Consider the following 26,968-nt stretch of genomic DNA (forward strand, 5'->3'; position numbering starts at 1 on the left):
TCGGCGAACGTTCGCGCATCCGGCGCGCACGTCCCTTCGTTCATGCGAGTAGCGATCGACCCCTTGCCCCATGGCCTGCGGCAAGCACGCATTGAAATCCGGCCCGTCAGACACTTACAACAAGGACCAAACCATGACACCCATCCAGTTCGATGGATGCGTCGGCTGGCTTCACGAGGGCAATCGCTCTCATGGCATCGTCATTTGCGAACCGCTCGGCCACGAGGCGCTTTGGCTTCATAAACTGGTGCGCTCACTCGCCGAGCATCTCGCCGATCGTGGCTTCCCGGTGCTGAGGTTTCACTATCCGGCGAGCGGCGATTCGCTAGGCGATGAACAGGATGCGGATCGCTTCGAGCGCATGCTTGCGAGCATCCAGCGGGCCGTTCGGACACTGCACGAACGCGTTGCGCCGGACAGCCTGACGCTCGTCGGCGTGCGCGCCGGCGCGGCGTTGGCACTCCTTGCGGCCGATGGCATGCCGGGGCTCACGCGTTTCGTCGCAGTTGCGCCCATCGTGCGTGGTCGCAGCTATGTACGCGAGCTTTCCCTCGTCGCACAGCGTTGGCTCGACAACGTGCCGCCGACCGTACGAGATGCGGTTCGCCACGAACGGCCGTTCAACGTACTCGGCCATGCGTATCCCGACGATCTCGTCGGCGCGCTCCGGCGCATCGACCTGAGCCACGCTGCCGCGAACATGTGCACGTTGCCGACGCGTGCGTTGCTCGTCGATGCACCGTACGGCGACAGTGCTGCGCTGTCGGACGCACTGCAGGCACGGGGTGTCCCGGTGAGCGTTCATACGTGCCAGGACTGGGCGGTTGCGATGCGCGAACCGCTCTGGTCACGGCTGCCCGATGCGTTGCCCGATACGATCGCGAGCTGGATCGACGACGGTGCGGATACGGTCGTTCGCGTCACCACGCAACGCCCCGTGCGCGGAGTCGCCCTGGAGGGCAACGGCTGCGTCGAACATGTGGTCCGAGTCGGCCCGCAATCACTGGTCGGGGTGTTGTGTGAACCGGCCGGCGACAGAGTATGCGCCAGTGCGCCCACCTTGCTGATCGCCAATACGGCCGCCAATCCGCGCATCGCCGACGGGCGCCTCGCCGTTCGACTGGCCCGTTCGCTCGCGGGGCTCGGCATCCGCAGCCTGCGTATCGATTCGAGCGGGATTGGCGATAGCAGCCAGCGTGCGCGTGACGACCAGACGGACATTCCGTACTCGGACCAGGCGATTGGCGACATGGTTGCGGCCGCGCGTTGGCTGAAAGATGCCGGCCACCACAAAGTCGTTGCGTTCGGGATCTGCTCAGGGGCGTACGCGTCGCTTCATGCGGCCGCGCAGGGGCCGCTGGCCGGCGTGATCGCGGTCAATCTCCCGGTTTTCATATGGCCGCGCGGGCAGAGGCTCGCGAACGTCGTCAATAACCAGACCAATTCGATGCGCGGCTATGCCGCCTCGTTGCGCAACCTCGACAAGTGGCGCCGCCTGCTGACCGAGGGGCGCGACCTGCGCCCGGTATTACGTGCGCTCTTCCGTTTCGTCACCGATGTCATGAGCGTACCGGTCAGGCGCTTCATGGAGCGTGTCGGCCGGGGGCCGGGCAAGGACACGCCCCGTGGCTTGCTGCGCGACATGTCTGCGCGTGGCATCCAGACTCATCTGATCTACGGTACGTTCGACGCGGGCGTCGACGTCATGGTCCGGAATTTCGGTTCGGCATCGTCCGGTGCGTTCGCGCACTTGCCGAATGTATCGGTCGACACGCAGGATGCACTCGATCACTCGCTGCACGGTGCGGTTGCTGCGCAATACGTGATCGATCGATGCGCTGCGTTGCTGGTTGGCTGGCATGCGCCGGCGGTGCCTGTCGCTGGCGTCGGCGTCATTGCGCAAACAAAAGCGGAAACGAAGACGAAACGCGCGATTCCGTAGCATTTCGGCAAGCACCGGACAGACGCAAACGCGGCGGGGCCGGCCATTCGCGGACGACTGAACGGCTGGCAGGCGGACGGTGCACGGACCGTAACACGCCCGGGTGCGCCGGGACACCTGTTTGAAACCGCCCGTAAGTAACCGTGCGAACAGATCCCCGGTGTCCGAAACATTATCGTGGCGGTGTCCTTTTCTCGTGTCGTTCCGCCTGCAACGGCGTCGGCGCCACGAGGCCGTTCAGGAATGCCGATGCAACGAAACCGCCACGAATGCCGAAACACGACCAAACGCCGCGCGCGGCAGGCCGAGCATGCAAGTCGGTTTGGCGCGGGCTCGTGGAGCCCGAGCGCCGAGCCGCTTCCCGCGTACGAAGACCGTGACGACGCGTCGCGCTCACAGTGCAACGTACATTGAGGCCGGCCGTGATGCGTGTGTTGGTCATCAACGACTTCGTTCGCAGGGGCGGAGCCGAGGAGGTCTATCGAGTATCGGTCGACGTGCTGCGCGCACGTGATGACGTTGTGGTCGAAACATTCGACGAGCACGCGCTGCCGGATGTCGAAGATAGCCGGCGTTCGCGCGCGTGGTCGCCTGCGGCTGCGCGTGCGCTCGTCACGCTGCTCGAGCGATTTCGTCCGCAACGGATCCTCGTTCACAACTATCACAATCTGCTGTCGAGCGCGATCCTGCCCGTGCTGGCCCGCTACAAGCGGCGCTCGGGATGTGGCTTGTACATGACCGCGCACGACTACCATCTGTTGTTTTACAACCCCGGTCTGATGGTCTATTCCCGGGGAAAGGCGCGGCCGTTGTCGCTCGACCAACTGCATCGCGCCCGGCGTTTTGCCTTCGCCGCCAGTCCGCGCGGCTTTCTTCACGACATCGCGAAGAAATTGCACTGGCATGCGGTCAATGCACTTTTCGACCCGATCGGCCTGTTCGACGAAATCCTCTGTCCAAGCCCGTTCATGCGCGACCTGATCGCACGATCAGGTCGAACGCCCGCGACACTGGTGCCGAACCCGATCGACGCCGGGCTGATTTCCCGCGCACCGAAGCCCGCGAGAGGCAACCGTCTCGATCTCGCGTTCGTCGGTCGTGTGGAGCCGGACAAGGGCCTTGCGCCGTTTCTTGCACGGATGGCCGAACCGGCCGGCGATGCGATTGCGTCGCTCACCATCTACGGTGACGGAACTGAGCGGAGCAACCTGGAAAATCAGTACGCGACACTCGTCGAATCGGGGCGGCTGCGTTTCGCTGGACGCCTCGATCACGACACGTTGTTCGCGGCACTGCCCATGCACGATGCCCTCGTGTTGCCGTCGATCTGGGTGGAAAACGCGCCCCTCGTCATCGTTGAAGCCGCAATGCTCGGCCTGCCGGCGCTCGTGCACGACATCGGAAGCCTGTCGACCTTCGGCGACGAAATCGGCAACAAGATTTGCTACCGGAATACGCCTGAGGACTTCGCGCGCGCACTCGTCGAATTGCGGGCGCACCTCGACAGAGAGAACCGTCGCTACGACTGGTCGCTCTACTCGGTCGACTGCTATGCGTCGTCGCTGTACGCCGTGCTCGGCATCGGCGGGGACGGTCCGCGCACGCGGGCACATTGACGGTCGGTGCAAGGTTCACATTCAGCCCGGAAAGCACGATGACCGCCGTTCGAAAAAACTTTGCGTTGTTGTTTTCGCTGCAAATCTCGACATATGTCGTGCCGCTCGTCACGTTGCCGCTGCTGACGCGTGTACTCGGCCCGCAACAGTACGGCACGCTGTCGTTCGTGCTGGCGGTTGCAACGTACTTCATCAATCTGGCGAACTACAGTTTCGACCTGACCGCAACGCCGCGTGTCGCGCTCGCGAAAGACAGGGCGGAGCGCTCCCGCATTTTCTGGACGACGGTTTGCGCCCAGTGGCTGATCACCGTCGCCGGCTTCGTCGTGCTCATTGCACTGACGATGCTGATTCCGCATTTCGCAGCGGAGCGTACGGCGCTGCTCATCGGATTCGGGATGGCGATCGGCGCCGCGCTTACACCAGGCTGGTACTTCCAGGGAATCCAGCGGCTGAGCGTGTACAGCGTCACGGTGGTTGTGTACCGTGTGCTCAGTGTCGCCGCCTTCTTCCTGTGGGTGCGCACGCCGGACGATCTCCTGCCGGCGGTCATGATCAACGCGGCGGTGCCGTTGCTGTGCGGAATCACGTTGCTGGCATATCTCTTCTTTCGGCGCGAGATCGAGCGCGTACACGTGCGGTTTGCCGATATCGTCGCAGCGCTGCAAGCCGGCTTTCAGGTGTTCCTCGCGTCGACGTCGATCTCGTTCTACGCGTCGACCAATACCGTGCTGCTGAGCATCGTCTCGGGTAACGTCGCCGCCGGCTATTTCGCTGCAGGTGACAAACTGATCCGGGCCGCGGTGGGTCTGTTGCAGCCGCTGCGGGCATCAACCTATCCACATGTCACTTATCTGATGCATCACGCTCGCGACGAGGCATTTGCGTTCCTGCGCAAGCTGATCGTCGTGCAGGGCGCGCTCGTGCTGGCCATGTCGGCAGCCATCTACGCATGCGCGCCGATTGCTGTCCGGATCCTGTACGGCAGTTCGTTCGCGCCGACGGTCGGCGTGCTGCATTGGCTGGCCCTGGTGCCGTTCATGGCTTGCATGACGGATCTGTTCGGTGTTCAAACGATGCTGCCGCTCGGCATGAAGCGTGCCTTCAGCGTCATCCTGATCTCGTCCGGCATGTTGAACGTGACCTTGCTGCCGCCGCTTGCGATGCTGTTTGCCGAGCGGGGCGCCGCTATCGCAGTATTGATCGCCGAAACGGCCGTCGCGGTCGCTCTTGCGTACGTTCTCCGTCGCGAACGGGTTGGTCTGGTCAACGTGCCGGTGCGTTCGGGGTGACGCGATTCGCGGTGCTGCACGTACGACGCGGGGGACGGTGGCGGCGCGATTCCGCCACGCGGCGGGCACTGAAAGTGTGGGTTGTCGAACGTTTCTTCCGAGTGCGCCCACCTATACTGGCCGGACCTGAACGCAGGCCGGCGGTACTTCGCCGCACCTGGTCGGCGCAATTCGCACGGGGCGGCTTGCGCGCACCATGTCGCGCGCCACGCCTTCGCGTCGCTCCGCTCGACAACATGTGTCTCCAGCATCATGAACGGAAACCGATCGATTAACCGGCTCTGGGCCGCCACATTCATGATCGCGATCGCGAGCGAGGTCTTTTCCGGCGCGATCCGCTACTACACGTCGCTCGCCGGCATTTCGATGCTCGGCTATCTGCCCAAGGCGCTGATGGTCGGCTGCATCGTGCTCGGCCTCGTGATACGCCCGCGCATCGATACGCTGCTCGTCGGAAGTTACCTGGCCGTGCAGCTGTGCGTTTCGCTCGCGAACGGCGTCAGTCTCGTGGCCGCGTGTTTCTGGATCTGGACGGTCGCGCCGTTGCTGTTCGTGCTCCTGATGCCGCCCGGCGCGCTCGACATGCTCGAGTCGAGCCCGATTCGGCTCGCGTTCGTCGTGTTGACGACGGCCTGCTGCGCCGGCGTCATGCTCAACGGGTTGGTACACCTGCCATGGGTGGGCGGCAGCATCGACGTGGACGGCGTCAATGTGCAGCTCGCGTCGTCCAATTACGTCGGTACCGTCCCGCGCCTGACCGGCTTTGGTCGAAGCAGCGCCACGACCGGCCTCGTGATCGGTTTGCTGACCACGTGGCTCGTCCCGCGCCTGCGCAACGCGATGGCCATCGCGGCGCTGCTCGCAATGTCGGCGGCCGCGATCTGGGCCACCACCAACAAGACGACACTCATTGCGCTTTCGCTCGTGCTGCTCTGTTTCGCCGCGCTGAAAACGGCAGGCCTCAGACGCGCCTGTATCGTCCTGACGAGCTTGATGATCGTATTGCCCGTTGCGGGGTGGGTGATCGCCGCGACGATCAACGTGGGTGTCCCCGATACGGGGTCGCTCGCTTCGATGCAGGACCGGCTGTTGAACACGTGGCCAAAGCTGCTCGACGGCATGGCGAGTGCAAACCTGCTCTGGTTCGGCGTCGGGCCCGGCGGCTTCGGTTCCGCGACGGCTTACTATACGGCCGACTTCGGCTTCAATACCGGCTACTCCGATAATGCCGCGCTCTATGTCGTCGCGAATCTCGGTGTAGCGGGAGCCATGCTCGTCATGCTCGTATTTGCGCAGCGCGTGCTTGCAAGTCGTACCGATGACCCGCGAGCGTGGCTGATGCTGCTCTTCGTGCTGTTGAGCGGCGTGACGACTGACATCTTCGAAGCGCTTGGCTGTCTGCTCTTCACGGGCCTCGCGATCCGCACGCTGACCGTGCATGCCGGCCGTGAGCGTCGAGCCGGGCGCGATGCCCCGGGACGCGCGGCGACTTGGGTGGGCAGTCGATGAGCCTGACCATTCAACCTGCACGCGCGAGGTCGTGGGCGAGGTGGTTCGCGACCGCGCTGCTTGGGGCCGTCGTCATATCGACGGCATCGAATCCCGCCAGCTCGGACGAGCCGGCCGTCGTCCTGCCGAATGGGACGCAAACGTCGACGCTGCCGTTCGTCGCGCTCCCGCGCTTTTTCGACACGCGCGCGAATTCGGGTGTCGCGATTCACGAGATCGCCGATCCGGCGTTGCTCGACGCGGTACGAGACGCCGGCTTCTCGTTCGTCCGTACCGACCTGTTCTGGGATTCGGTGGAAACGCCGAAAGGCTGGGATTTCTCGCGCTACGATGCACTCGTCGCCAACCTGCGCGCGCGTGGGCTCGGCGCGCTGTTCATCCTCGGCTATGGGCATCCGCGATACGCGCCCAAGCAGCCGCCGACGTCGCCCGCACAGATCGACGCATTCACCGAGTATGCGACGCAAGCCGCGCGGCACTATCGCGATCAGCCCGTACGCTTCGAAGTCTGGAACGAGCAGGATCACAAGGACTACTGGCTCGCGCCGCCATCGCCGGCCGCGTACCGGAACCTGCTGGAAGCGACCGTCCGGGCGGTCAAGGCGGCGAATCCGAATGCGGTCGTTGCGACAGGCGGCGTTCAGCAGGTCGACATGACATTCATCCGGGCGGTCGGTGATATCGGCAGCGCATCGCAGCCCGCACCCGATGCGGTCAGCGTACATCCGTATCGGCAGAGTGCGCCGGAAACCGCGTTGGGCGACTATGCTGCGCTCACGCGCGAGCTCGCCACGTATCGTATCGCTCCCGCCATCTGGGCCACCGAATGGTCGTATCCGACCTATGCATACAAGTACGTGGCGCACACCCGTGACGGTCACGATCCGGTCGCGCGCGAGCGCCAGGCGCGCTACGCGGTACGGCGTTTGCTGGTCGACTGGATCGCGCAGATCGGGCTCACCGCCTACTACGACATGCGCAACGATGGCCGCGACCCGAAGAACATGGAGCACAATTTCGGCCTGCTGGACGCCGATAACACGCCGCTGCCCGCATACGTCGCGGTGCGCCATCTGTTCTCGTTTACCGCGAACGCCCGCGACGCAGGATTGTTTCTCGACCCGGTCCGCCGCTTTGCCATCCTGCAATTGCGGGCCGACGGCGTCGTGAAGTACGTGGTCTGGTGCTATGAAAAAAACAGCGCGGTAGACGTCGACCTGTCGCAGTTGCCTGCTGCCGGCACGTCCGCATCCGATCTCTATGGAGCGTCGCTCGACATCACGCGTCGTCGGCTGACACTCCGCGAAGAGCAGGGCCCGGTGTTCATCGTCTCGGCGGCTGGCCGATAGCCGGCAAGCAAGATCGGAAACGGTCGCCTCATACAGAAAATCAACATGACATCCAACGCACGAAACATCCAATATCCGCAGCGAGTACCGGACGAATCCGGGATGGTGCAGCTTTGGCAAGCCGTCACCCAGCATCGCCGCCTGTTCTTGACAACGATCGGCGTAACGCTCGCTGCTGGCGTGCTGTACGCGTTGCTGGCCACGCCGCAGTATCGGGCCGAAGCGCTGCTGCGTGTCCAGACCAAGCCCGGCTCTTCGATCAGTTCGCTGTCGGACGTCTCCGGAACGATCGCGGCGTCGCCGTCCGCGTCCGACGAAAGCGAGATGCTGATTTCCCGCGCGGTCATTGACAGTGCGATCGAGGCGACCGGTGCCGATCTCGATATCCGCAATGCAAGCCGGTTTCCGCTGATCGGTTCGATCGTCGCATCGCGCTCGGATTCGGACGATACGCTCGCGCCGGCGCCACTGGGGCTGACCGGTTATGCGTGGGGGGGCGAGAGGCTCGACATCGGCGAATTCTCGATTCCGACGAATGCGCTTGGCGATCGATTCAGGATCGTGGCGGACGACGCGAGCACCTGGACGCTCCAGGACGACGACAACCATGCGCTTGCGCATGGCACGGTCGGTGAAACGGTACCGTTCAGGTTGCCGGGCGAAGCTACGGCCGGCCGGCTGCGCGTCGACGTGTTGCGCGCTCGTCCGGGTATCGCATTCACGGTGCGCAAGCAGCCGGAGCCGCTCGTTTTCGAAAACGTATCGAAGCATCTGAAGACGGTCGTGCCGAACCGCGACTCGACACTGGAATCGCCTTCGATGATTCGGCTCAGCTACCAGGCGGACAGTGCGCGGGAAGCGAAAAAGATGGTCAACGCGATCGTGCAGCAATATCTGCAGCGTGACCTCGCGTTTCGGACCGATCGCGCACGGCGCAATCTCGACTCGCTGCGCCAAAGGCTACCGGTACTGAAGCACGACTTGCAAAAAGCCGAGGACGATCTGAACCGGTACCGGACGCAGAACGGTGCGATCGACGTCGACCAGCAAGGCGCCGCGCTGATCAGTCGCCTCAACACGCTGGCCGAGCACCAGACCGCGTTGCAGATCTCGCTCGACGACGTCAGGCAGCGTTTTCTGCCAAAGAGCTTCCAGTATCAGACTGTGCAGTCGCAGCTCGAGCAGGTGAAGCGCGAGATCCGTGACACGAGTGCAATGGCGGCTCAGTTGCCGACGACGCAGCGCGAATTCGTGCGGCTGTCGCGCCAGGTGACGATCGCGACGCAGCTCTACACCAGTGTGCTGACCAACGCGCAGCAGCTCGAGCTCGCCATTTCCAGCGCGTCGCCGGGCGTGACGGCCGTCGACTGGGCAGTCGCACCGTTCCGGCCGGTGTGGCCCAAGCGCGGCATCGTCGTGCTCGGCGCGCTGTTTGCAGGGGTGTTCCTCGCATTGACGGGTGTGCATCTGCTGTCGCTGTATCGCCGTGAACTTCATTCGCCAGCCGCGTTGGCCAGGGTGGCCGATCGCCCCTGTCTCGCGATCGTGGCGCCGTCGCCTGCATTGGCAGCCGCGCCTGGCGGACCGCGCCTGACAGCGTTGCCGTTGGCCGCGACGCATCCCGACGACACGGGTATCGATTCGGTGCGCGCATTGCGAGCGAGCCTGAAGGTGATACTCGCGGCGCCTGGTCAGGGTGGCAAGGGCGGCAAGGTCTTGCTGTTCACGGGGACGACAGCGGGCGTCGGCTGCAGTTTCGTGTCGTCGAATCTGGCGTACCTGCTGGCGGGAACGAACGCCAGCGTGCTGCTGATCAACGCCGACTTGCGTGCTTCGTCGATGGCCGGCGGTCCGGGCCTTACCCAGGTGCTCGACGGCTCGGTGTCGCCCGATACCGTGACGTTACCTGTGGCGGGAAGCCACCTGTCGATCATGCCGGCGGGTGCTCCGGTCAAGACGTCTCCTGGCGAGTTGCTGGAAGGCGCGGGGTTCACGGCACTCATCGCGTCATTGCGCGAGCGTTACGACTTCGTCGTCATTGATGGACCGCCGCTGCTGCCGAACAACGACGTGCTTGGCATCGTCGGCGTGAAGTGCGACGCGCACGTCCTTGTTTCACGCAGCGGCGTGACGCGCGTCGCCGACGTTGAGACTGCGTTGTCGCGTTTGCGGAGTATCGGTGCCGATATCACGGGGCACGTCTTCAATACATACACTGGATCGAGCCGGCCGGTCGTCGAACGCGTGCGGATGCGTGGTTTTCCGGTTCGCTCGACCGAGCGCCAGCGCGTGTAATGTCGGGAAACCACGGTGTCGTGGATTCACGTAGCGGCACCGACGAGGCCGGGGAAAGGGGACGGTCCCACGCTGTTCGGTTGGTGTCGTTTGCCGCGCTGGAGAACGGCATCGGAGGGGGCGGTCAACGTGGGCGAGCGCTTGCCGGCTGGCGGCGAGCGCTCATTCTCCGTCCGATGAACAGTGAGTCGAAACCGAGTTGATCCGGCTCGACTCGCATCGGCCAGCTCAAAGCGTATTGAATATCCGCGTCATCATTTCCGCGCTCTTGCTCCAGCTGTATTGCTCGGCATGGATGGCTCCCCGGCGTTTCAGGTCCGCCCTGAGATCGGCAGAATCGAGCAAATTGCGCAATTTTTCTGCAATGTCGTCCGACGAATAGGGATCGCAATAGAGCGCCGCATCGGCGCAGACTTCCGGCAGCGCTGCCGATCTTCCCACCAGGGTCGGGCAACCATATCGCATCGCCTCGAGCGGCGGAATGCCAAACCCCTCGTAAATCGACGGATAGAGGAAGCAGGCCGCATGCTGGTACAGCGCCTTCAGCTTCTCGTCGCTGATGTACCCGGCGTACTTGATGTTCGGCTCGGGCGCGGAGATCTCGTCCTGCACGCCGAACACGGCGGTATTGCGCATGCCGACGATGACGAGATCGACCGACGGGTCGTCGATTTGCCGAAATGCCTCGATCAGCCGGCCGAAGTTCTTGGTGGGGTTCATGCTGCTGACCGCCAGCACGAACCGGCCGGGCGTGAGCGCGTGCTCCTTCAATACGCTCGGGTCTGGCTCCAGTGCGTCGAGGTGGTCCGAACCCAGTGGTACGACGCTGATTTTGTCCGTTGAAACACCACAGTGGTGTGCGAGGCGATCGCGCGAGAAGCTGGAGTTCGTCAACACGCAAACGGACGTGCGCGCAAGAATCCAGAACATGATCCGGTACCAGGCCCGGAACGGTCGGGAGAAGTGCGCGGGTGTGTCGAATACCGCCGCGTCGTGCATATAGATGATCTGGTTGCCGAGGAAAATGGAACCTGAATTGCTGAGGTTGACGATCCGGTCGCGGTGAGCAAATAGAGGCAGGACCAGTTGCTCCCAGATCACGCCCTTGGCGAAACCGACCTTGACCGTCTTCGTGCCGCTCACCACGGCATCGGTATGTGGCGGAACCAGGAGCGTGACGGAATCTTGCGGTTGCGACCGGACCAGTGCAGCGATCAACTCGCGTGCGACGCGTTGCACTCCTGTCGTTTTCTGGGTGGCGAAACGGCCGTTATAAACGAGTTTCCTGGGTTCTTTGAGGTTGCTCATGTCAAATCCGGAGTAATCGATGCGTGGCGGCGCGCGTCCGTATCGTGTTCAACCGCACCGCCTGCATCGTGTCCATGACGTGCATCGGTTCGATTGTTGGGGGGCGACCGATTTGCCGAGTGCATCGCTGTCGAGGCGGACCCGCACGGTTCGCGATTTCGGCGATGGGTCAGGCCTTGACCTGCTCAGGCGCGGCATGCTCGAAATACCGGGCATCGGCGCGAAGCTGGCGTGCGTTCAGTCCGTAAAGGGACTGCCACTGCCTGAAGATGGAACTCATCGAAAACCGATGGAGCGCAAACTTTCTGGCAGATTCCCCCATTTGTTCTCGAAGCTGCCGGTCGTCGCGGAGCAGGGCCACATACCGCGACATCTCGTCGACACTTGACGCGACATATCCGGTCACACCGTGAATGACCACGTCGCGGTTGCCGACGACGTCCGTCACCACGGCGGGCAGGCCGGCCACCTGAGCCTCGATCAGTGCCAGCGGCATGCCTTCCCAGCGCGAGGTCTGGACGTAGATGTCCAGTCCGGACGTCAACTCGAGTGCGCGCGAACGCGTCACCCAGCCGCTGCAGACAATTGCCTGACTGTCTCGAGGATCCGGAATCTCTTCGGCGTTTCCGCCAATCCAGAGAAACTCGACGTCGGCGTCGTGCAGCTCGGACGCCAGCTGTACGAAGGCTTGGTGATTTTTCTGGAACGACGCGCGACCGCTCATTCCGATTGCAATCTTGTGATCGTCACGTGCCCGACGCGAAGGGATCTCGACGACGTTGACGCCGTTCTCCACCAGCACGGCCGATTTCGCTCGAATTCTTCCCTTGATTTCCCTGAGTTCGCTGTCCGAGCAGGCGACAATGGTTCCGCCGAGGAGGGCTGCCATTCGCTCGAAACTCAGGTAGGCGAACTGCTTCGCGAGGGAAACATCGCAGCGCAGAAACGACAGGCCATGCGGGGAATAGAGCACCTTTGCGGCAGGTGCGGCGATCCTTGCTGCGGCTCGTCCCAGCACGCCGGCCTTCGACGAATGAAGATGGATCACCGTCGGACGGCATTCACGAAGGCATTGAACCAGCGTGCGCAAACCGAGCAGGTCCTTCTTGACACTGACTTCGCGGGTCAGGTCGACGTGGACGAGCTTGACGTCGGGCCTGAAGAGCGTCGGGAAATCGTTCGGCGTTTCGGGGCGAATGGAATGCAGCACGGTCACGTCGACGCCGGTTGCCGCGGCGTGATTGGCGAGATGGACGAGCATTGAAAGCACGCCACCACCAAACGCTTCGACGATATGAACGATCCTTTGAGTGGTCATCTTCTGGGCTGCCTGTTCGACCGGATGACGCGAGGTCGACCGCAAAAGCGAATATCCGACGGGTCGCCATGTCGACGACATTCAATTCGGTCGATGGGGAACATTAAAAATATGTATGACTAAGTGAATGGATGGAATGAAGTCTTGCCGTCCGTGTCCGTTCTACCTCGCTCGGGCGCGCGATATGTCGACGTTGTCGGGGGATCGATCCACTCGATGGGGCACCGATATGGCAAGAGGACGAAATGCGTCCTTGCTGCTGGAAGGGATCGGACGATTCATGTCGCGCAACGGTGATCGTTCGTTCGAGGACGTGTGACGCCACGTGTCTGAAGCATTGTGCTACGCACGTGCGACGTGCTGGGTGCGATGGCTTACATTGGACGGCCGGAACCTGGCTGGCCGCGCGCCGGTCTTCCACTTGTTCGGCGGCATGGTCGGCACGTGCTTATCGAGCGACGTCTGGCGCGTGCGTTTTCTTTGACGCAATCGGGGCCGGTTTTGCCTCCCGTACTTCGACGGCCCGCCCGTATTGATCGTCGAAACGGACGATGTCATCCTCGCCGAGATAGTCACCCGACTGCACCTCGATGATTTCGAGCGGAATCCGGCCGGGATTCTCGAGCCGATGCAGTTCGCCGACCGCGATATACGTCGACTCGTTCTCGCAGAGCAGGAACGTCTCGTCGCCACGCGTCACCTTCGCCGTGCCGCGTACGACGATCCAGTGCTCGGCGCGGTGATAGTGCATCTGCAGCGACAGCCGCTTGCCCGGCTCGACGACGATCCGCTTTACCTGGAAGCGTTCGCCGAGATCGATCGAATCGTAGTGTCCCCACGGCCGCTGCACCTTGCGGTGTTCGCTCGCCTGCGGGCGCCGTTCGGTCTTCAGCCGCGCGACGATGTTCTTCACGCGCTGCACGTCGTGCTTGTTCGCGACCAGCACGGCATCGGGCGTCTCGATCACGACGACGTCCTTCATGCCGACGCACGCAATCAGGCGGCCCTCCGAGCGCACGAGGCTGTCCTGCGTGTCCTCGAACACGATCGGGCCGCGCGCGACGTTGCCGTGATCGTCCTTCGGCATGATCTCCCAGATCGCATCCCAGGTGCCGACATCCGACCAGCCGGCCGCGAGCGGCACCACGATGCCTTCGATGCCGAGTTCGCGGTGTTCCGCGAGCCGTTCCATGACCGCATAGTCGATCGAGTCCGACGGACACGCGTCGAAGGCCGCCGCGTCGATCCGGAAGAACGGATCCTCGGCGATGCCCGCACGCCATGCGGCTTCGCAGGCCGCATGGATGTCGGGCGCGAGCGTGCCGATCGCCCGCAGCCAGACCGACGCACGCGTGACGTAAATCCCGCTGTTCCACCAGTAGTCGCCCGATTGCAGATAGCGCTCGGCCAGCGCCGCGTCGGGCTTTTCGACGAAGCGCGCGATCGCGTAGCCACCCTGGCCGCCGTGGCGGCCCGCGCGCGGCTCGCCGACCTGGATGTAGCCGTAGCCGGTTTCCGCGCGCCGCGGCAGCACGCCCAGCGTGACGATTGCGCCTTCCTGCGCGTAGCGCGCCGCGCGTGCGATCGCGTCCTGAAATGCGCCGACGTCGGCGATCACGTGATCGGCCGGCATGACCGCGAGCACGGGATCGTCCGCGAGCTGGTTCGCGTCGAGTGCCGCCAGCGTGAGCGCGGGCGCGGTGTTGCGTGCCGCCGGTTCGAGCAGGATGCGGGCGGGCGCCGCGCGGCCGAGCACCTGTGCGGCACTCATGACGCGATGCTGTTCGCCGCAGACCAGCAGCAGCGTGTCGCCGAGCGACGCGTTCGCGATGCCGTTCAGGCGGCGCGCCGTCGTCGACAACGGCGATTCGTTCGAGACCAGCTCGATCAACTGCTTCGGATACTGCTCGCGCGACAGCGGCCACAGTCGCGTGCCCGAGCCGCCTGCGAGAATCACGGGCAGGATGTGCGGCAGCTCGGGTTCGGGAACCGGGCGAAGGGTGGGGGTCATCGATTGGCTCCAGTGTCGGCGGGCAGCCGGTTGTGTGCATGGCTGTCGGTTCGCGCGTCGTCGTTGCGCGACCGGTGCGCCGAAACGGTCCGGGTGAGCAGGTTGCGCAGCGCGCCGGCGGCGCGGCTGGCCGGCCGGACCAGGCCGATGAATGGCGTGCCCTGTTCGAGATACGGGCCGTAGGCCTTGCGGAATCCGAAACGTTTGTAGAACGCCTGGCGCGGCGCCGGCACGTGCGTGCGCACCGCGGTGTCGGGCCACGCAGCCTGCGCGGCGGTGAGGGCACGCTCGATCAGCCGCTCGAGCGTATCGTCGTCGCGACAGCTTTCGCTCGTCAGTACCTTGTCGATCACGACGTCCGGATCGATGTCGTCGCCGGGCAGGATGCGTGCGTAGGCCGCGACTTCCATCGTGTCGCCGTCGCGCACGCTCGCATAGACATGCAGCGCGCCCGCGTCCTTGCCGTCGATGTCGAGATGCGTGTGCGCGTCCTCGACCACCAGCACGGCGTTGCGCGCGCGCAGGATTGCATAGAGATCGACGGCGCCCAGATGTTCGAATTCACAACAATGCCATTCCATGATGCTGTCCTCGCGTGATGCCTTCGGCACGCCGTGCCGCACGGACGCGATCGTTCCGTGCGGCGCGGCGATCCTCATCATCCGGGGACGCCGTGCGTCGGTCTGTTCGAAAGCGTACTCACGATCCGGATTCGCACGGCAGGCGCGGTACGCGCAGCCGCGGCTTGCCGCGCGAGCGTCGCTAAGTGCGGTAGCACACACCACGGCAGCCGGTGCTTTTCCATAATGGCCGCGATCCTGGTGGCCCGCCTCGATGCGTGGCCAGTCAACATCGCATGTCAATAAAGAACCGGGGGCAGGACTTGAAGATTGCGAGCGTTCACGACGGGCCGGTCGTGCGTGGCGGTACCGGGCACATATTCACGCAGGCGGTCGGCAGCTTGGTGCAGGCCGACCCAATGCTGCTTCGTCGAATTTCTTCAGGATCGTGCGTGCCCGTGCGGCGCACACGTCCTTCATCCGCATGCCGTTGTCTGACCGCATGCGCTACCGCAGCGATCTACCGTGGTTGCCGCTGGCAATCGCGCGGTGCGGCCTGGCCCATTGCGACCACGTGCAGGCCACATTCGCGCCGACGGAGTGCAACGCACAGTCGCGGCGGGTCCATGCACGGCGCGTCGGACCGTCATGCTGCACTGCGGGAGATCGGTGTCGGCACAACCGGTTTCACGCGTGGCCGCGACGATGCGCCGGAGGACGACCGGCGCGAGCGACATGCGTTTCGCCGCGCGTCGGCACCGCGAAATTCGATGCGCGATGGAGGGCGGTTGATTACGGCGTGTAACGGACGAGCGGGGGATGAGCGGGCCGTGCGCCATCGCGATACGATGCGGCCGTCCGGCGGCGCGCGCGATTATGCGGTGAGTGGAACGCGGTGCCGGCCTTTCCCGGGGATTTCGATGGAAATCACGGGCAATCAGCCCCCCCCATTTTGCGGAAAAGTAGTATTTGCCACTGATTGACTGGAATGCTCATAGATAATCAAATCTGAGTGGTCAAACGCGTGTAGTGCGGGGCGACCAGTCGCGTAACCGGTTGATTCAGGTTTATCTTTTGGTAACAAGACCATCTCCAAACGGGGTGTAAATTCAGGAGCGGATGGGATGCGGCGGTCATTCCGGCAACGGGTTGGCGGCCATCCGGTTCAGCATCGGGCGCACCTGTCGTGTACGACGTGACGCACATGCCGACGGCATTCCCGTCTGCCGACGCGCTCCGCCTGGATGGCGGGTCGCCTCAAAGCGGGGACGTCGTGGCTCCCGCAGCCGCGCGTTCCCTTCGAGTTCGATGACAACGAGGCCGGATGACATCCGGCTCGACCTCCGGGGGCTCTCGCCGTGTGCAGTTTCGATCTTCGCCAAAGCTGCGGAAACGCAGCGCGGAAAGGCGGCCATGCGCCGCCGGCCGCAGCGCACGCGAACGGTTCGCGGAGTGGAGAAAGTGATGGTTCGCTATGAATATGCCAATAACGCGCGATAAGAGCGCCGGCGCGGGGAGTGGTAACGGGCAGCGTCCGCTGATTTACTGGACGCAGTCGCCGTCCGTCATGCTGCGAAAGGAACTGGCGCGACGCGACTGGAAAGTGTCGATCGTCGCGCAGGCGAGCGACCTGCGCGAAACGTCCGGCGAAATCACCTGCGGCATCCTCGACCTCAGCGGCGGCCATGCCGACGCGATCGGCAGCATCGCGTCGACCTGCGCGTCGATGCGCGACGTCGTCTGGGTTGCACTCGTCGACGCCGGCCAGACCGCTTCGCCGAACGTGCGCGCGCTGTTGCGCGACTATTGCTTCGATTACGTCACGTTGCCCGCATCGCACCAGCGGATCGCCGATACGGTCGGCCATGCGTACGGGATGGAGTGCCTGTTCGCGCGCGACCGGGAACGTCTCGAATCGGAGGAGAAAGGTATCGTCGGCACCTGCAGCGCGATGCTGCGGCTGTTCGACACGGTGCGGCGCTTCGCGCGCACGGATGCACCGGTGTTCGTGTTCGGCGAAACGGGCACCGGCAAGGAGTTGACGGCCGTCGCGATCCATCGCCATTCGGAGCGCCGCAACGGCCCGTTCGTCGCGGTCAACTGCGGGGCCATTCCACCGCATCTGCTGCAGTCCGAACTGTTCGGCTATGAGCGCGGCGCGTTTACCGGCGCGAACGCGCGCAAGATCGGCTATGTCGAAGCGGCAAACGGCGGCACGCTGCTGCTCGACGAGATCGGCGACCTGCCGCACGAGAGCCAGGCGAGCCTGCTGCGTTTTCTGCAGGAGCGCGCAATCCATCGCCTGGGCGGCAGCGATCCGGTGCCGGTCGATGTCCGGATCGTATCGGCGACGCACGTCGACCTGCGCGGTGCCATGGAGGAAGGACGCTTTCGGCCGGACCTGTTCCATCGACTGTGCGTGATGCGCATCGACCAGCCGCCGCTGCGCGCGCGCGGCAAGGACATCGAACTGCTCGCGCATCACATGCTCGAGCGCTTTCGCGGCGATGCGCGCCATCGCGTGCGCGGCTTCTCGACGGATGCGATCACGGCGCTCTACAAGCACGACTGGCCCGGCAACGTCCGCGAGCTGATCAACCGCGTGCGCCGTGCGGTCGTGATGACGGAAGGGCGCCTGATTACCGCGCAGGATCTCGAACTCGAATACTGTCTCGATGCCGCGTCACCGTCGGTGGCCGACATCCGCAAGTCGATCGAGCGCGAGGCAATCGAAACCGCACTGCTGCGCACGCGCGGGCGCGTTGCGGCTTCGGCACGCGAGCTCGGCGTGTCGCGTGCGACGCTGTATCGCTGGATGGAGGCTTACGGAATCGAGCGGCCGCGCGGGACAGGCTCGTCCGACTGAGATACGACCGGGGCGCTCGCGGCGTTCGGCAGCCGCGAGCGTCATGTCAACCTGCCTGCGTGGCGCGCACCGTGCGTGCGGCGTTCACGGCCCGGATTTCCACCACGGGCGGCCCATCGGCCGCGGCCCCGTTGTTCCCGCCCATTTCGAGCGGAACGAGCACGACACGCGCCGGCGTGCCGGGCGCGAGATGGAACCAGTCGTCGCGCGGCATGAAGCCCGGCGCATCGATCTGCACATGGCGTGCGACGTGCCGTGTGTCGATGTCGACGTGCCACGTGTCGCCGGTGCGCGACACGCACGCCTCCAGCCCGAGTTCGCGGCGCGCCAGCACGGCAGGGTGCGTGCGGGACGGGAAATGGAACGCCTGCGACAGCAGCGCGCCGTCGTCGGCGGCGCGTAGCGTCGCGACGACGGTGTCGTGTTCGCAGGGCCCGAAGCGGTACGCATAGGTCCAGTCGAAGAAGCGGCCGAGCAACTCGGCCGAGCCGATTCGCAGCGTGTCGTGCGCCGCGATCCGCACCGGGCAGCCGGCCCGCGCGACCGGCGTGCGGCCGTCGCGCAGCGCGACCAGCTCGAGCGTTGCCGACAGCGGCGCGGGGCGCTCGTTGACGACATGCACGTCGAGCCCGTTCAAGCCTTCGTCGACGACCAGCACCTGCACGGGTTGCAGGACCTGGCGCAACGCATGCCACGCCGATTTCGGCCGGTGCGCGGCGTCGATTATGCCCCAGCCGGCACCCGGCATCACGTCCAGGAATTGCCAGACGAGCGCGCCGGCGCAGCGCGAGCCGGTGCGACGCCATTCGGAAAACGTGTCGCGCATCAGGTCCGCGATCACCGCGCGCGACAGCTCGAAGTAGCGCGCCGGATCCTCGCGCCGCAGCCGGTCGGGCGCGACGTCGTAGAGGGTCTGCAGATAGTGGTCGCGAACGTCCTCGAAATCCCACGACGTGCCGGGGTCGCGCGGCACGGCGGCCTTCCAGCGCGGCTCGTGCACGCCGGGCCAGCCGAGCTCGGCGAGCGTCGCATCGCACGGCACGTTCGAGAACGCGAGGCATTCGCTCGCGAAGCGCACGTCCGCGCGGCGCGCGTCGTCGAGCGGGCGCAGGTACGCACCGACGCCGTAGTAGTGCGACACGCGTTCGCGCGGCGCGAACGGCAGCACGCCGCCGTCGGGCGAATCGGGCACGTACGGGAGGTCGGGCCGGCGTGCGGCTGCAAGGCCGGCCAGCCGCTCGGCGGTCAACTCGAGGAAGCGCTGCTTCGGCCCGAGCCCGGACATCGCGGCCTGTTGCGCGATCTCGCTGCCGCCGCACAGTACGGCAAGCGACGGCGATGCGCCGTGACGCGAGAGGAACTGCCGCGCCTCGCGATCGACGTTGTCCGCGAACGCGGGATCGTCGAGCGCATAGTCGAAGTTCGCGAACATGAAATCCTGCCAGACCAGCAGCCCGAGCCGGTCGCACCAGGCGTGAAAGGCATCGGCCTCGTAGGCCATCGTGCCGCCGACGCGGATCATGTTGAAGCCGGCGTCGCGCGCGAGCCCGAGCAGGCGGGCGTAGGTGGCGTCGTCCGCGTGCAGCGCGAGCGGCGCGGCGCTGCTCCAGCACGCGCCGCGCGCGAACAGGGGCACGCCGTTGATGCGCAGCCCGAAACCCTTGCCGTCGGCGCCGGCGTCGACCTCGATCGTGCGGAAACCCGTCGCGCCGAGCGGCCGCCGCTCGTCACCGATATGCAGTGCAATGTCGTACAGCACCGGCTCGCCGTGCGTATGCGGCCACCAGCGGCGCACGCTGGGCACCGCGACGCTTGCGCGCAGACGGTCGGGTCCGGCCCGTTCGAGCGTGGCGTGGTGCTGGCCGCATGACAGCCGTGCCGCGAGCGCGTCGGGCAGCGGTGCGGCGAACGTCAGTTCCGCGTCGAGCCAGCCCGTGTCGCCTTCGATGCGCGCATGCAGGTCGCATTCGACGAGAACGGGGCCGTCGGCCGGATCGAGCACGTCCACGGGCCGCCACGGGCCGGTCGGCACATGCGGCGGGAACCAGCCGGGCATGTGTCCGAACAGCGACGTGCGGATCGTGCGCAGTGCCGCCGGCTCCGCGAGCCGCGTGCGCCAGCGCGCGCGGCGCGGCGCGCGCGTGTCGTGCAGGTGCGGCGCGAGCGCGCGGAAACAGAGGGTCAGCCGGTGCGTGCCGTCGAGCGACACGGCTACGTCGTGCGCGACGAACATGCTGTCGGAGCGGAGGATCGGCGTGTCGTCGAGCCACGCTTGCGCGAGCGTCGCAAGGCCGTGAAAGCGCAGCACGCGCGGCCCGTGTCCGCGCAGTTCGATCCGGTACCAGTGGTCGCGCTCGTCGAGCGATTCGGCGTCGTCGAGCCGGCCGGCGAGCGCGAGCGACTGCGCGACCGTGCCGGGCACGGTCGCCGGGATCCAGTCGGCGCCGGCGGCCGGGAGGTCGCGCGGTTCCCGTGCGGCACCCGCGGCCGTCGCCAGCATCGACCACGCGGGCAGGGCACGCGTGCGCGTCACCGCATGACCGGCACGGGTGCCGCAGTGTCGCTGTGTACGGGCGTCAGGTGCCGCAGCGGCAAGCCGATCTGCCGCGCGCAGGCGACCACATCCGCGTACGCAGCCTCGATCGCTTCGAGCGTCGAGTCGCCGTGCTCTTCCTTGCCGCGCGCGCAGGCGCGCGCGAGCCGGAATTCCAGCACCATCGCTTCGGACGCGATGCGATCGCACGCGGCGCGGATCTCGGCGAACGGCCCGACGCAGCCGCTGGCCTGCAGCCAGCGCGCGTAGTGGCCGAACAGTTCGAAATTCGCACCGAGCTGCCGAACCGAATTGAACGAGTAAGCATGAAAGTGCTCGAGCGGTGAGTCGGCGAGCGTCCGCGCGTCGGTCTGCAACTGCCGCCGGAACGCGGCGATCGGGTCGACCACCGGCAGGCGCCGCAGGTGGCGCTGCAGCGCGGCGAGCGACGTTTCGCACAGCGCGCGCTCGTCGAGCGGCGCAAACCGCCGCTTCGCGCATTCGACGTACGGCGGCAGCGTCATCGGCGAACTGCCGCCGACGAGCCCGTTGTAGTCGACATCCTCGGCCACGTAATAGCCGCTGTTGTGGAAATAGCCGATCTGGCGCTTCGCGCGGTCGATCGCATCGATGCCGATCGTCGTCTTCGTGTGCTGCGTGCGGTAGCTGCTGCCGCGCGTATCGGGCAGGAACCACGCGTCGACTTCGACGATCATCAGGTGGCCGCGCGCGACCTGCGTCTCGATGTGCAGGTCGAGCGGTTCGTAGATCGAGTGCTCCTGCACGACGATGCCGTACAGCCGCTCCAGTTCGTCGTGCGGAAACTTGAAGAACGTGAACTGGTCGCCCTCGAAGTCGAGCGCAATCGTGAACGGCAGCGCCGCGTACGGATTGAAGCCCCACCACCGGAGCACCTCGAGCCACATGTCGACGTAGCAGTTGGTCTGTTTCCAGACCATCTCCTGGCTGTGCAGCGGATGCGGCCGGTAGTGGCGCGCGCGGTGGCGCACATCCTCGAACGACGCGTCTTCGCCGTCGCGGGACACGAATCTCATGGCGTGCCCCACAGCACGTCGCGGACTTCGCGCGGCCATGCGTCGAGGTCGAAGCCGTGATGGCGGAACAGCGCGAGCGTGAGCCGTTCGAGGCCGAAGCCGACGCAGCCCGTGTGCGCAACGTCGCCCGTCGCGGTGCGGATGTCCCACAGCAGGCCGAAATGATCCATGTGGTAGTTGAAGCTCAGGCAGGCGGTCTGGCGACCGTCGTGCTCGATCGGGATCAGCAGCTCGAACTTCAGGTTCTGCTCGCGCTGGCTGTTCGCGACGATCTTGCCGCCGCGCCCGAAGAACGGGTCGTTCGCGAGATCGATCGCGTTGGGCAGGCGTAGCGCCTCGATCATCCGCGTGCCGCGTTCGATCCACGTCTCGCGGAACGACACGATCTGCTCGGGCGTGCCGATCCGCACGTATTCGCGCATCCGGAACAGTTGCATCCGGGTCGGATCGAGCGACGGCTCGTGGCGGAAGCAGTACGAGAAGACGTCGACGATCCGCCCGTCTACCGGCAGCGCGCCCGCGCGCGCGACGACCGGATAGACGGGGTAGCACGCGGCCGGCGTCATCACGACGTAGGTCGGCTTCTGGCTTTCCGTCCAGTCGTCGCCGCGATCGAGGCACTGCAGTACGCGCTGGTGCTGGCGCTCGTCGCCGCAGAACGCATGCACGCTGCCCGCGAGCTGCGGGAAGCTCTTCATGTATTCGCTGCGCTCGAACTCGGTGCGGCTCATCGCCGGCGGGAAGCGCAGCACTTCCGCCTGCTGGTCGGCACCGATGCGCGTGACGAACGCATCGAGCGCTTCGACGACGCGCTCGAACCGTTCGCTGCGGCCGAACAGGCCCTGGATGCCGGTCGAGACCAGCAGGCCCGCATCGATCAGTTCGTCGCGCAGCGGGTTGACGCCCGCGCGGTCGAGCGGCGCGTCGGCGGGAGCGGAGGCGGAGGAGGGCACGGCAAGGCGATCGTTCACGAGTGTTTCTCCAGCGTCGCAGGACGCAGCGCGAGCAGCAGGTTCGAGGTATTGGCGGCAATGCGGTCGTTGTTGATCATCAGCGGCGCCGCGTGCAGGTCGCGAATGTGGCGACCGATGCTGAACGGCGTGCCTTGCTTGTAGCCGGCCATCCCGCAGATCATCATGGCCTGGTGCGCGACTTCCAGCGCGGTCGTCGACACGTAGGTCTTCAGCGTGTTGATTTCGGCGGCCCAGGCCATGCCGGCCGACCACGAGCGCGCCGTCGCATTCGCGTGGAGGCGCAGCACGTTGTCGACGCGGGCCTGCATCGCCTGCATCAGCGCGAGCGATTCGGCGATGCGCCGCGACGCGGGCGACGGTGCGCCATCGGTCTGTCGTGCCTGCGCGCGGAAGAACTGGTGTGCGCGATGGAACGCGTCGCCGGCCACGCCGATCCATACGGCGGCCCACAGGATGTGCGATACCGGCACCATCGTTTCCTCGGCGATCTTCGCGAACGGCACCGGCAGGCACTGGACGGTGGCGCCTTGCGCGTCGAGCTCGAAGCCGTTGCTGCAGGTGCCCCGCATCCCGAGCGTGTCCCATTCGCCGCGGCGCGTGAGCGTGTAGCCGTCGCGCAGCAGCGTGACGAGCACCTGTTCGGAAGCCGGCGCGTCCGCATCGCGTCGTGCGGTCGCGAGGATGCCGTCCGCATAGTCGCCGTACGAGATCGTCGGCGCGGATTTGCGCAGCCGGAACTCGCCGCCGTCGATTTCGAGCGCGCACTGGCTCGCGCGCAGGTTGCCGCCGACGCCGTCTTCCGACGTGGCCGATGCGAGCAGCCACTGGTGACGCACGAGCTGCTGCAGGAACAGCTTGTGCCAGCCCTGGTCGGCTGCGTGATCGACGATGCACGCGACCTGGATCTGGTGCATCGCGAACACCATCGCCGACGACGCGCAGGCCTGGCCGAGAATCGAGCAGGCCGACACGATGTCTTCCAGCGACGCGCCAGCGCCGCCCAGATGGGCCGGCACCATCGCGCCGAGCAGGCGGCGCGCGCGCATCGCCTCGATCGCCTCGACGGGGCAGCGCGCGTCGCGGTCGACCGCGTCCGCGTGCTGCGCGGCGATCTGCGCGACGGCATGCGCGGCCTCGTCGAGCCGACGCGAATCGCTGTCGGCTGCGAGTTCGGGAAGCGGCGCGCTCATGCGGAATGCTCGGTGCGTTGCAGCGTGGCGATCGTGTCCGCGAGCGCATCGATGCTGCGAAACAGGTTGCGGTTCAGCATCTCGTCGGGAATCTCGACGTTGAATTGCTTCTCGACCGCAAGCATCAGCTGGATCGTGTCGAGCGAGGAGAGGCCCGCTTCGTAGAGGTCGTCCCCGTCGCCGATCGAATCGATCGCGGCTTCGAGGTGGGCGACGTGCTTCAGGATGGTTCTGATTTCGTTTTTCACGTGCTGCTCCGGCGTGCGTGGTGTCGTCCGCTCGGGCAGACGCGCGATACGCGCTGACGTCCCCCCGGCAGTCCGGCATCAGTAGACCATTGGCAGACACTGCGTTCTGTTCGCCACCCTACAAACAGCTAACCCCGAGCTAACCACGCGCAACGAAGCGCCGCGCCGCGCAGGCGGGCCGGTCAGGTGCGCGATGCGGCCGGCACGCCCGAGTCGGCCGACAGGATGCGCCTCATCTCGTCGCGCACGATCGCCCGGCAGCCGCACGACATTTTTTCGAGGCCGTCGAGGTCGGCGAGCTCGATCGAGCTCCGGTATTGCCGGATCAGGCCCAGCTTCTGGATTTCGCCGGCCGCATCGGTCACCGTCTCGCGCCGCACGCCGAGCATCTGCGCCAGCATGCTGTGCGTCACCTGGATCTCGATGCTGCGCGTGCGGTCGTATGCCAGCAGGAACCATCTGCATAACTGATGTTTGAGCACGTGATGACGGCTGCAGAACGTGATCTGCGAGACCTGTGCCATCAGCAGCCGCACGCAGACGAACACGAGATGGCGGATCACCGGCGACGCATCGAACGCGGCGGCGAACATGCGCCGGTCGAGCCGGTAGACGAAGCCGTCGCGGCAGGCGACTGCGCGGCAGGGCATTCGGCCGCTGCCGCCGATCACGTCGTCGCATACCACGCTCTCGCTGCCGATCTCCGCCACTTCCAGCGTCATGCCGCCGGACGACACGTACTGCAGCGAAATCGCGGTCGTGACGGGCAGGTAGACCGCGGCGAGCATTTCGCCGGGTTCGCAGAGCACCTGCCCCGATTTCAGGTGGACGAGTTGAAGGTGGGGCGCCAGCGTCGCGAGCTCGTCGCGGTCGATGGCCGCGAGAAACCGGTTCGCGTCGAAGCTGTGGGAAAGCTCGATCATGCCGTTCGCGTGCGCGACGGCGTCAGGGGCCTGGTGAGTCACGGCGCATCCTCGTAGGGTGGCGGTCGCGCGTCGTCGCGGCGATACCCCGGAAAGGGGAATTCGCACGCTCGTGCGGACTTGTGTTCGTCATGAATGGAGTGACGGTACTGGCGAAAAGGCTAGCACGCTATTGAATTGGATCAATTGCACATTGCGTCATTTCACAAAGTTTGACGATTTTTGCGTGAGAGCAAACGTTATCTGGATTTAATGATTCATTTCGCCGGAATTAATCATCCGAAAACAGAATGCGACGGCGGCGATTCATTCGGTGTCAGCCGTGAATCAATCGAGTGGCGGCGCGTATCGCGTGGGGAGAGTGCGTGACGGGCATTGAACATTATTTGACAAATAAATGGTGCTCGCAAGAATGCGATTGAAAATCAATGTGTTGCGTGCGAAGTGTGCGATAGGTCACAGAGTATTGAATTAGTGTGTCGATTCAAATTTGAGACAGTTTCAAACGACCGTGTGAGGTGGGGTGTCTCCGCGGAGCAAAGTCCGGGACGTCATGTAAACAATTGAAAATAGACTGTAAGTATATGAGCGACAAGCCTCGTGGCACCGGTTCGGCTGCTTCGGCTCGATGCAAAAGAAATGATCAGTCAAATGGCGTGCAGTGTCCATGGTCCGGAAGAGTGTCCGGAAATGAGACGGTTTTTTGTTTTTTAGCCGATTATTCGGGCGATCTAAATCCGGCGTGATTCACATATTAAGGATGGGCATGTATTGGCACGTAAATCGCTTATTCGGGCTGGCGTGTCGAAACGGGACGGTCGACTCGATCCGGCGGCGACAAGCCGATGGTCGGTCGGAATCAGGGTTGTGGGCCGCAACCGCTGGGAACGTCCGGGCGCGCATCGCGATAACGAGTTCCGTGCACGCGGCAGCAGGCGGTGCGGACAATAAAAGGGATACAGACATGCTTCATCTTCACTCGAGCTACTCGGCGAATGCCATTCTCGCAGCCCTCCCGGAGGACAGCATCCGCACCATGGCGCCGCATCTGGAACTGGTCCGGGTCAAGGCCGGGGCACTCGACCGGGTCGGCGAGCCGATGCGCCACGTGCATTTCCCGACGACGGCAATGATGTCGGTGCAGCACCTGATGGAGGACGGTGCGATGGTCGAGGTCGCGCAGATCGGCCGAGAGGGGGTGGTCGGGCTGGCCACGCTGGCCGGCGGCGCCTCGGTGTCGCATCGGGTCGAGGTGCGCATCGGCGGGATGGCCTATCGCGTGCCGAGCTGCGTGATGCGTGCCGAATTCGAGCGCTCGCCGGCGACCTATCGTCTGCTGCTGAACTACTGCCAGGCGACGATGGCGCAGATTTCGCGCAGCGCGCTGTGCAACCGGCATCACTCGGTCAGCGAGCAGCTCAGCCGCTGGCTGCTGCTTGCGCACGATCGCATCGACGGCGACGAACTGGCCGTCACGCAGCAGACGATCGCGAACATGCTCGGCGTGCGGCGCGAAGGCGTGACGGAAGCGGCCGGCAACCTGCAGGAAGCCGGATTGATCCGGCAGCGCCGCGGCCGCATCACGGTGCTCGACCGCGACGGCCTCGAACATCACGCGTGTGAATGCTACGACCTGATTCGCGCCGACTATCGCAGGTTGCTCGGCACGCGCGGCGCGGCGCGGCCGACGTCGACGCCGGTTCGCCCCCGCATGCCGGAGGGGCGTTGCGGGTTCCCGGCGCATGGTGCGTGACGATGCAGTCGAGGTCCGGTGGAACGAATGCGATACGGCGTGCCGCGATCGCGGCGACCGACGTCGTGCTCGTGCTGGCAGGCGCGCTCGCGGCGCAGGCGGCATCGGTTCGAGCTGCCATCGCTCGAACAGCGGCACGAGTTCGCCGCGGGCGCGATGCGCGCGGGCCATGTAGTCGGGTAGCCACAGAATGCCCAGCCCGGCGAGGCCGGCCTCGAGGTACGCA

Annotated in this window: 18 protein-coding genes and 1 pseudogene; 8 read left to right on the top strand and 11 right to left on the bottom strand. The window is 65.2% G+C overall.

Translation table 11 applies throughout. The features are described 5' to 3' along the window. The first annotated feature begins 133 nt into the window (after nt 1-133). From G3N61_RS19070 to G3N61_RS19095, 6 genes are all read left to right on the top strand, one after another. On the top strand, nt 134-1,942 hold the full coding sequence (locus tag G3N61_RS19070) for an alpha/beta hydrolase (protein ID WP_205823322.1): 1,809 nt from the start codon (nt 134-136) through the stop codon (nt 1,940-1,942). A gap of 425 nt (nt 1,943-2,367) precedes the next feature. Continuing rightward, nucleotides 2,368-3,558 (top strand): glycosyltransferase, encoded by a 1,191-nt coding sequence (locus G3N61_RS19075; protein WP_205823323.1) that lies wholly within the window; start codon nt 2,368-2,370, stop codon nt 3,556-3,558. 38 nt (nt 3,559-3,596) lie between these two features. Next, entirely contained in the window at nt 3,597-4,850 is a 1,254-nt protein-coding gene (locus tag G3N61_RS19080) for an oligosaccharide flippase family protein (protein ID WP_089453137.1), read from the top strand. 252 nt (nt 4,851-5,102) lie between these two features. Further along, nucleotides 5,103-6,359 carry a hypothetical protein gene (locus G3N61_RS19085; protein ID WP_089453136.1) on the top strand — a complete coding sequence of 419 codons (1,257 nt, stop codon included), beginning with the start codon at nt 5,103-5,105 and terminating at the stop codon, nt 6,357-6,359. Beyond that, nucleotides 6,356-7,708 (top strand): cellulase family glycosylhydrolase, encoded by a 1,353-nt coding sequence (locus tag G3N61_RS19090; protein ID WP_205823312.1) that lies wholly within the window; start codon nt 6,356-6,358, stop codon nt 7,706-7,708. Before G3N61_RS19085 ends, G3N61_RS19090 begins: the two co-directional genes overlap by 4 nt. Nucleotides 7,709-7,810: 102 nt before the next feature. Continuing rightward, nucleotides 7,811-10,003: a GNVR domain-containing protein gene (locus tag G3N61_RS19095; RefSeq protein ID WP_241017810.1), complete on the top strand. Its 2,193-nt coding sequence runs from the start codon at nt 7,811-7,813 to the stop codon at nt 10,001-10,003. 228 nt (nt 10,004-10,231) lie between these two features. On the opposite strand, the gene G3N61_RS19100 is transcribed toward G3N61_RS19095, so the two are convergent. The 4 genes from G3N61_RS19100 to G3N61_RS19115 form a co-directional block, all read right to left on the bottom strand. Continuing rightward, nucleotides 10,232-11,311: a glycosyltransferase family 1 protein gene (locus tag G3N61_RS19100; RefSeq protein WP_089453133.1), complete on the bottom strand. Its 1,080-nt coding sequence runs from the start codon at nt 11,309-11,311 to the stop codon at nt 10,232-10,234. A gap of 169 nt (nt 11,312-11,480) precedes the next feature. Then, nucleotides 11,481-12,629 carry a glycosyltransferase gene (locus G3N61_RS19105; RefSeq protein ID WP_089453132.1) on the bottom strand — a complete coding sequence of 383 codons (1,149 nt, stop codon included), beginning with the start codon at nt 12,627-12,629 and terminating at the stop codon, nt 11,481-11,483. 448 nt (nt 12,630-13,077) lie between these two features. Continuing rightward, complete coding sequence (locus G3N61_RS19110) at nt 13,078-14,640, bottom strand: mannose-1-phosphate guanylyltransferase/mannose-6-phosphate isomerase (RefSeq protein ID WP_205823314.1); 1,563 nt, start codon at nt 14,638-14,640, stop codon at nt 13,078-13,080. Continuing rightward, on the bottom strand, nt 14,637-15,221 hold the full coding sequence (locus tag G3N61_RS19115) for a drug:proton antiporter (RefSeq protein ID WP_043183916.1): 585 nt from the start codon (nt 15,219-15,221) through the stop codon (nt 14,637-14,639). The genes G3N61_RS19110 and G3N61_RS19115 overlap by 4 nt, the downstream gene beginning before the upstream one ends. Before the next feature lie 1,453 nt (nt 15,222-16,674). Here G3N61_RS19115 and G3N61_RS19120 point away from each other — a divergent pair. Then, nucleotides 16,675-18,066, top strand: a complete 1,392-nt coding sequence (locus G3N61_RS19120; RefSeq protein ID WP_043183473.1) for a sigma-54 dependent transcriptional regulator — start codon at nt 16,675-16,677, stop codon at nt 18,064-18,066. Nucleotides 18,067-18,112: 46 nt separating this feature from the next. On the opposite strand, the gene G3N61_RS19125 is transcribed toward G3N61_RS19120, so the two are convergent. The 6 genes from G3N61_RS19125 to G3N61_RS19150 form a co-directional block, all read right to left on the bottom strand. Next, entirely contained in the window at nt 18,113-20,599 is a 2,487-nt protein-coding gene (locus tag G3N61_RS19125; RefSeq protein WP_205823315.1) for a glycoside hydrolase family 2 protein, read from the bottom strand. Beyond that, nucleotides 20,596-21,654, bottom strand: a complete 1,059-nt coding sequence (locus G3N61_RS19130; protein ID WP_205823316.1) for a DUF1839 family protein — start codon at nt 21,652-21,654, stop codon at nt 20,596-20,598. The genes G3N61_RS19125 and G3N61_RS19130 overlap by 4 nt, the downstream gene beginning before the upstream one ends. Beyond that, nucleotides 21,651-22,625 carry an amino acid--[acyl-carrier-protein] ligase gene (locus tag G3N61_RS19135; RefSeq protein ID WP_205823317.1) on the bottom strand — a complete coding sequence of 325 codons (975 nt, stop codon included), beginning with the start codon at nt 22,623-22,625 and terminating at the stop codon, nt 21,651-21,653. The genes G3N61_RS19130 and G3N61_RS19135 overlap by 4 nt, the downstream gene beginning before the upstream one ends. Beyond that, on the bottom strand, nt 22,622-23,818 hold the full coding sequence (locus G3N61_RS19140) for an acyl-CoA dehydrogenase family protein (protein ID WP_205823318.1): 1,197 nt from the start codon (nt 23,816-23,818) through the stop codon (nt 22,622-22,624). The genes G3N61_RS19135 and G3N61_RS19140 overlap by 4 nt, the downstream gene beginning before the upstream one ends. Next, the gene (locus tag G3N61_RS19145; protein ID WP_043183482.1) at nt 23,815-24,066 is read right to left on the bottom strand and encodes an acyl carrier protein; all 252 of its coding nucleotides are present in this window, start codon (nt 24,064-24,066) and stop codon (nt 23,815-23,817) included. Before G3N61_RS19145 ends, G3N61_RS19140 begins: the two co-directional genes overlap by 4 nt. Nucleotides 24,067-24,248: 182 nt before the next feature. After that, nucleotides 24,249-25,031 (bottom strand): Crp/Fnr family transcriptional regulator, encoded by a 783-nt coding sequence (locus G3N61_RS19150; RefSeq protein ID WP_205823319.1) that lies wholly within the window; start codon nt 25,029-25,031, stop codon nt 24,249-24,251. Between the two features lie 922 nt (nt 25,032-25,953). Here G3N61_RS19150 and G3N61_RS19155 point away from each other — a divergent pair. Further along, a complete protein-coding gene (locus G3N61_RS19155) occupies nt 25,954-26,742 on the top strand; it encodes a Crp/Fnr family transcriptional regulator (RefSeq protein ID WP_205823320.1) in 789 nt (262 codons plus the stop codon). 99 nt (nt 26,743-26,841) lie between these two features. Here G3N61_RS19155 and G3N61_RS39610 read toward each other — a convergent pair. Further along, a pseudogene (locus G3N61_RS39610) lies at nt 26,842-26,968 on the bottom strand (LysR family transcriptional regulator); the annotation flags it as partial.

This window comes from Burkholderia sp. Ac-20349, from assembly GCF_017104865.1.
Lineage (GTDB): Bacteria > Pseudomonadota > Gammaproteobacteria > Burkholderiales > Burkholderiaceae > Burkholderia > Burkholderia aenigmatica.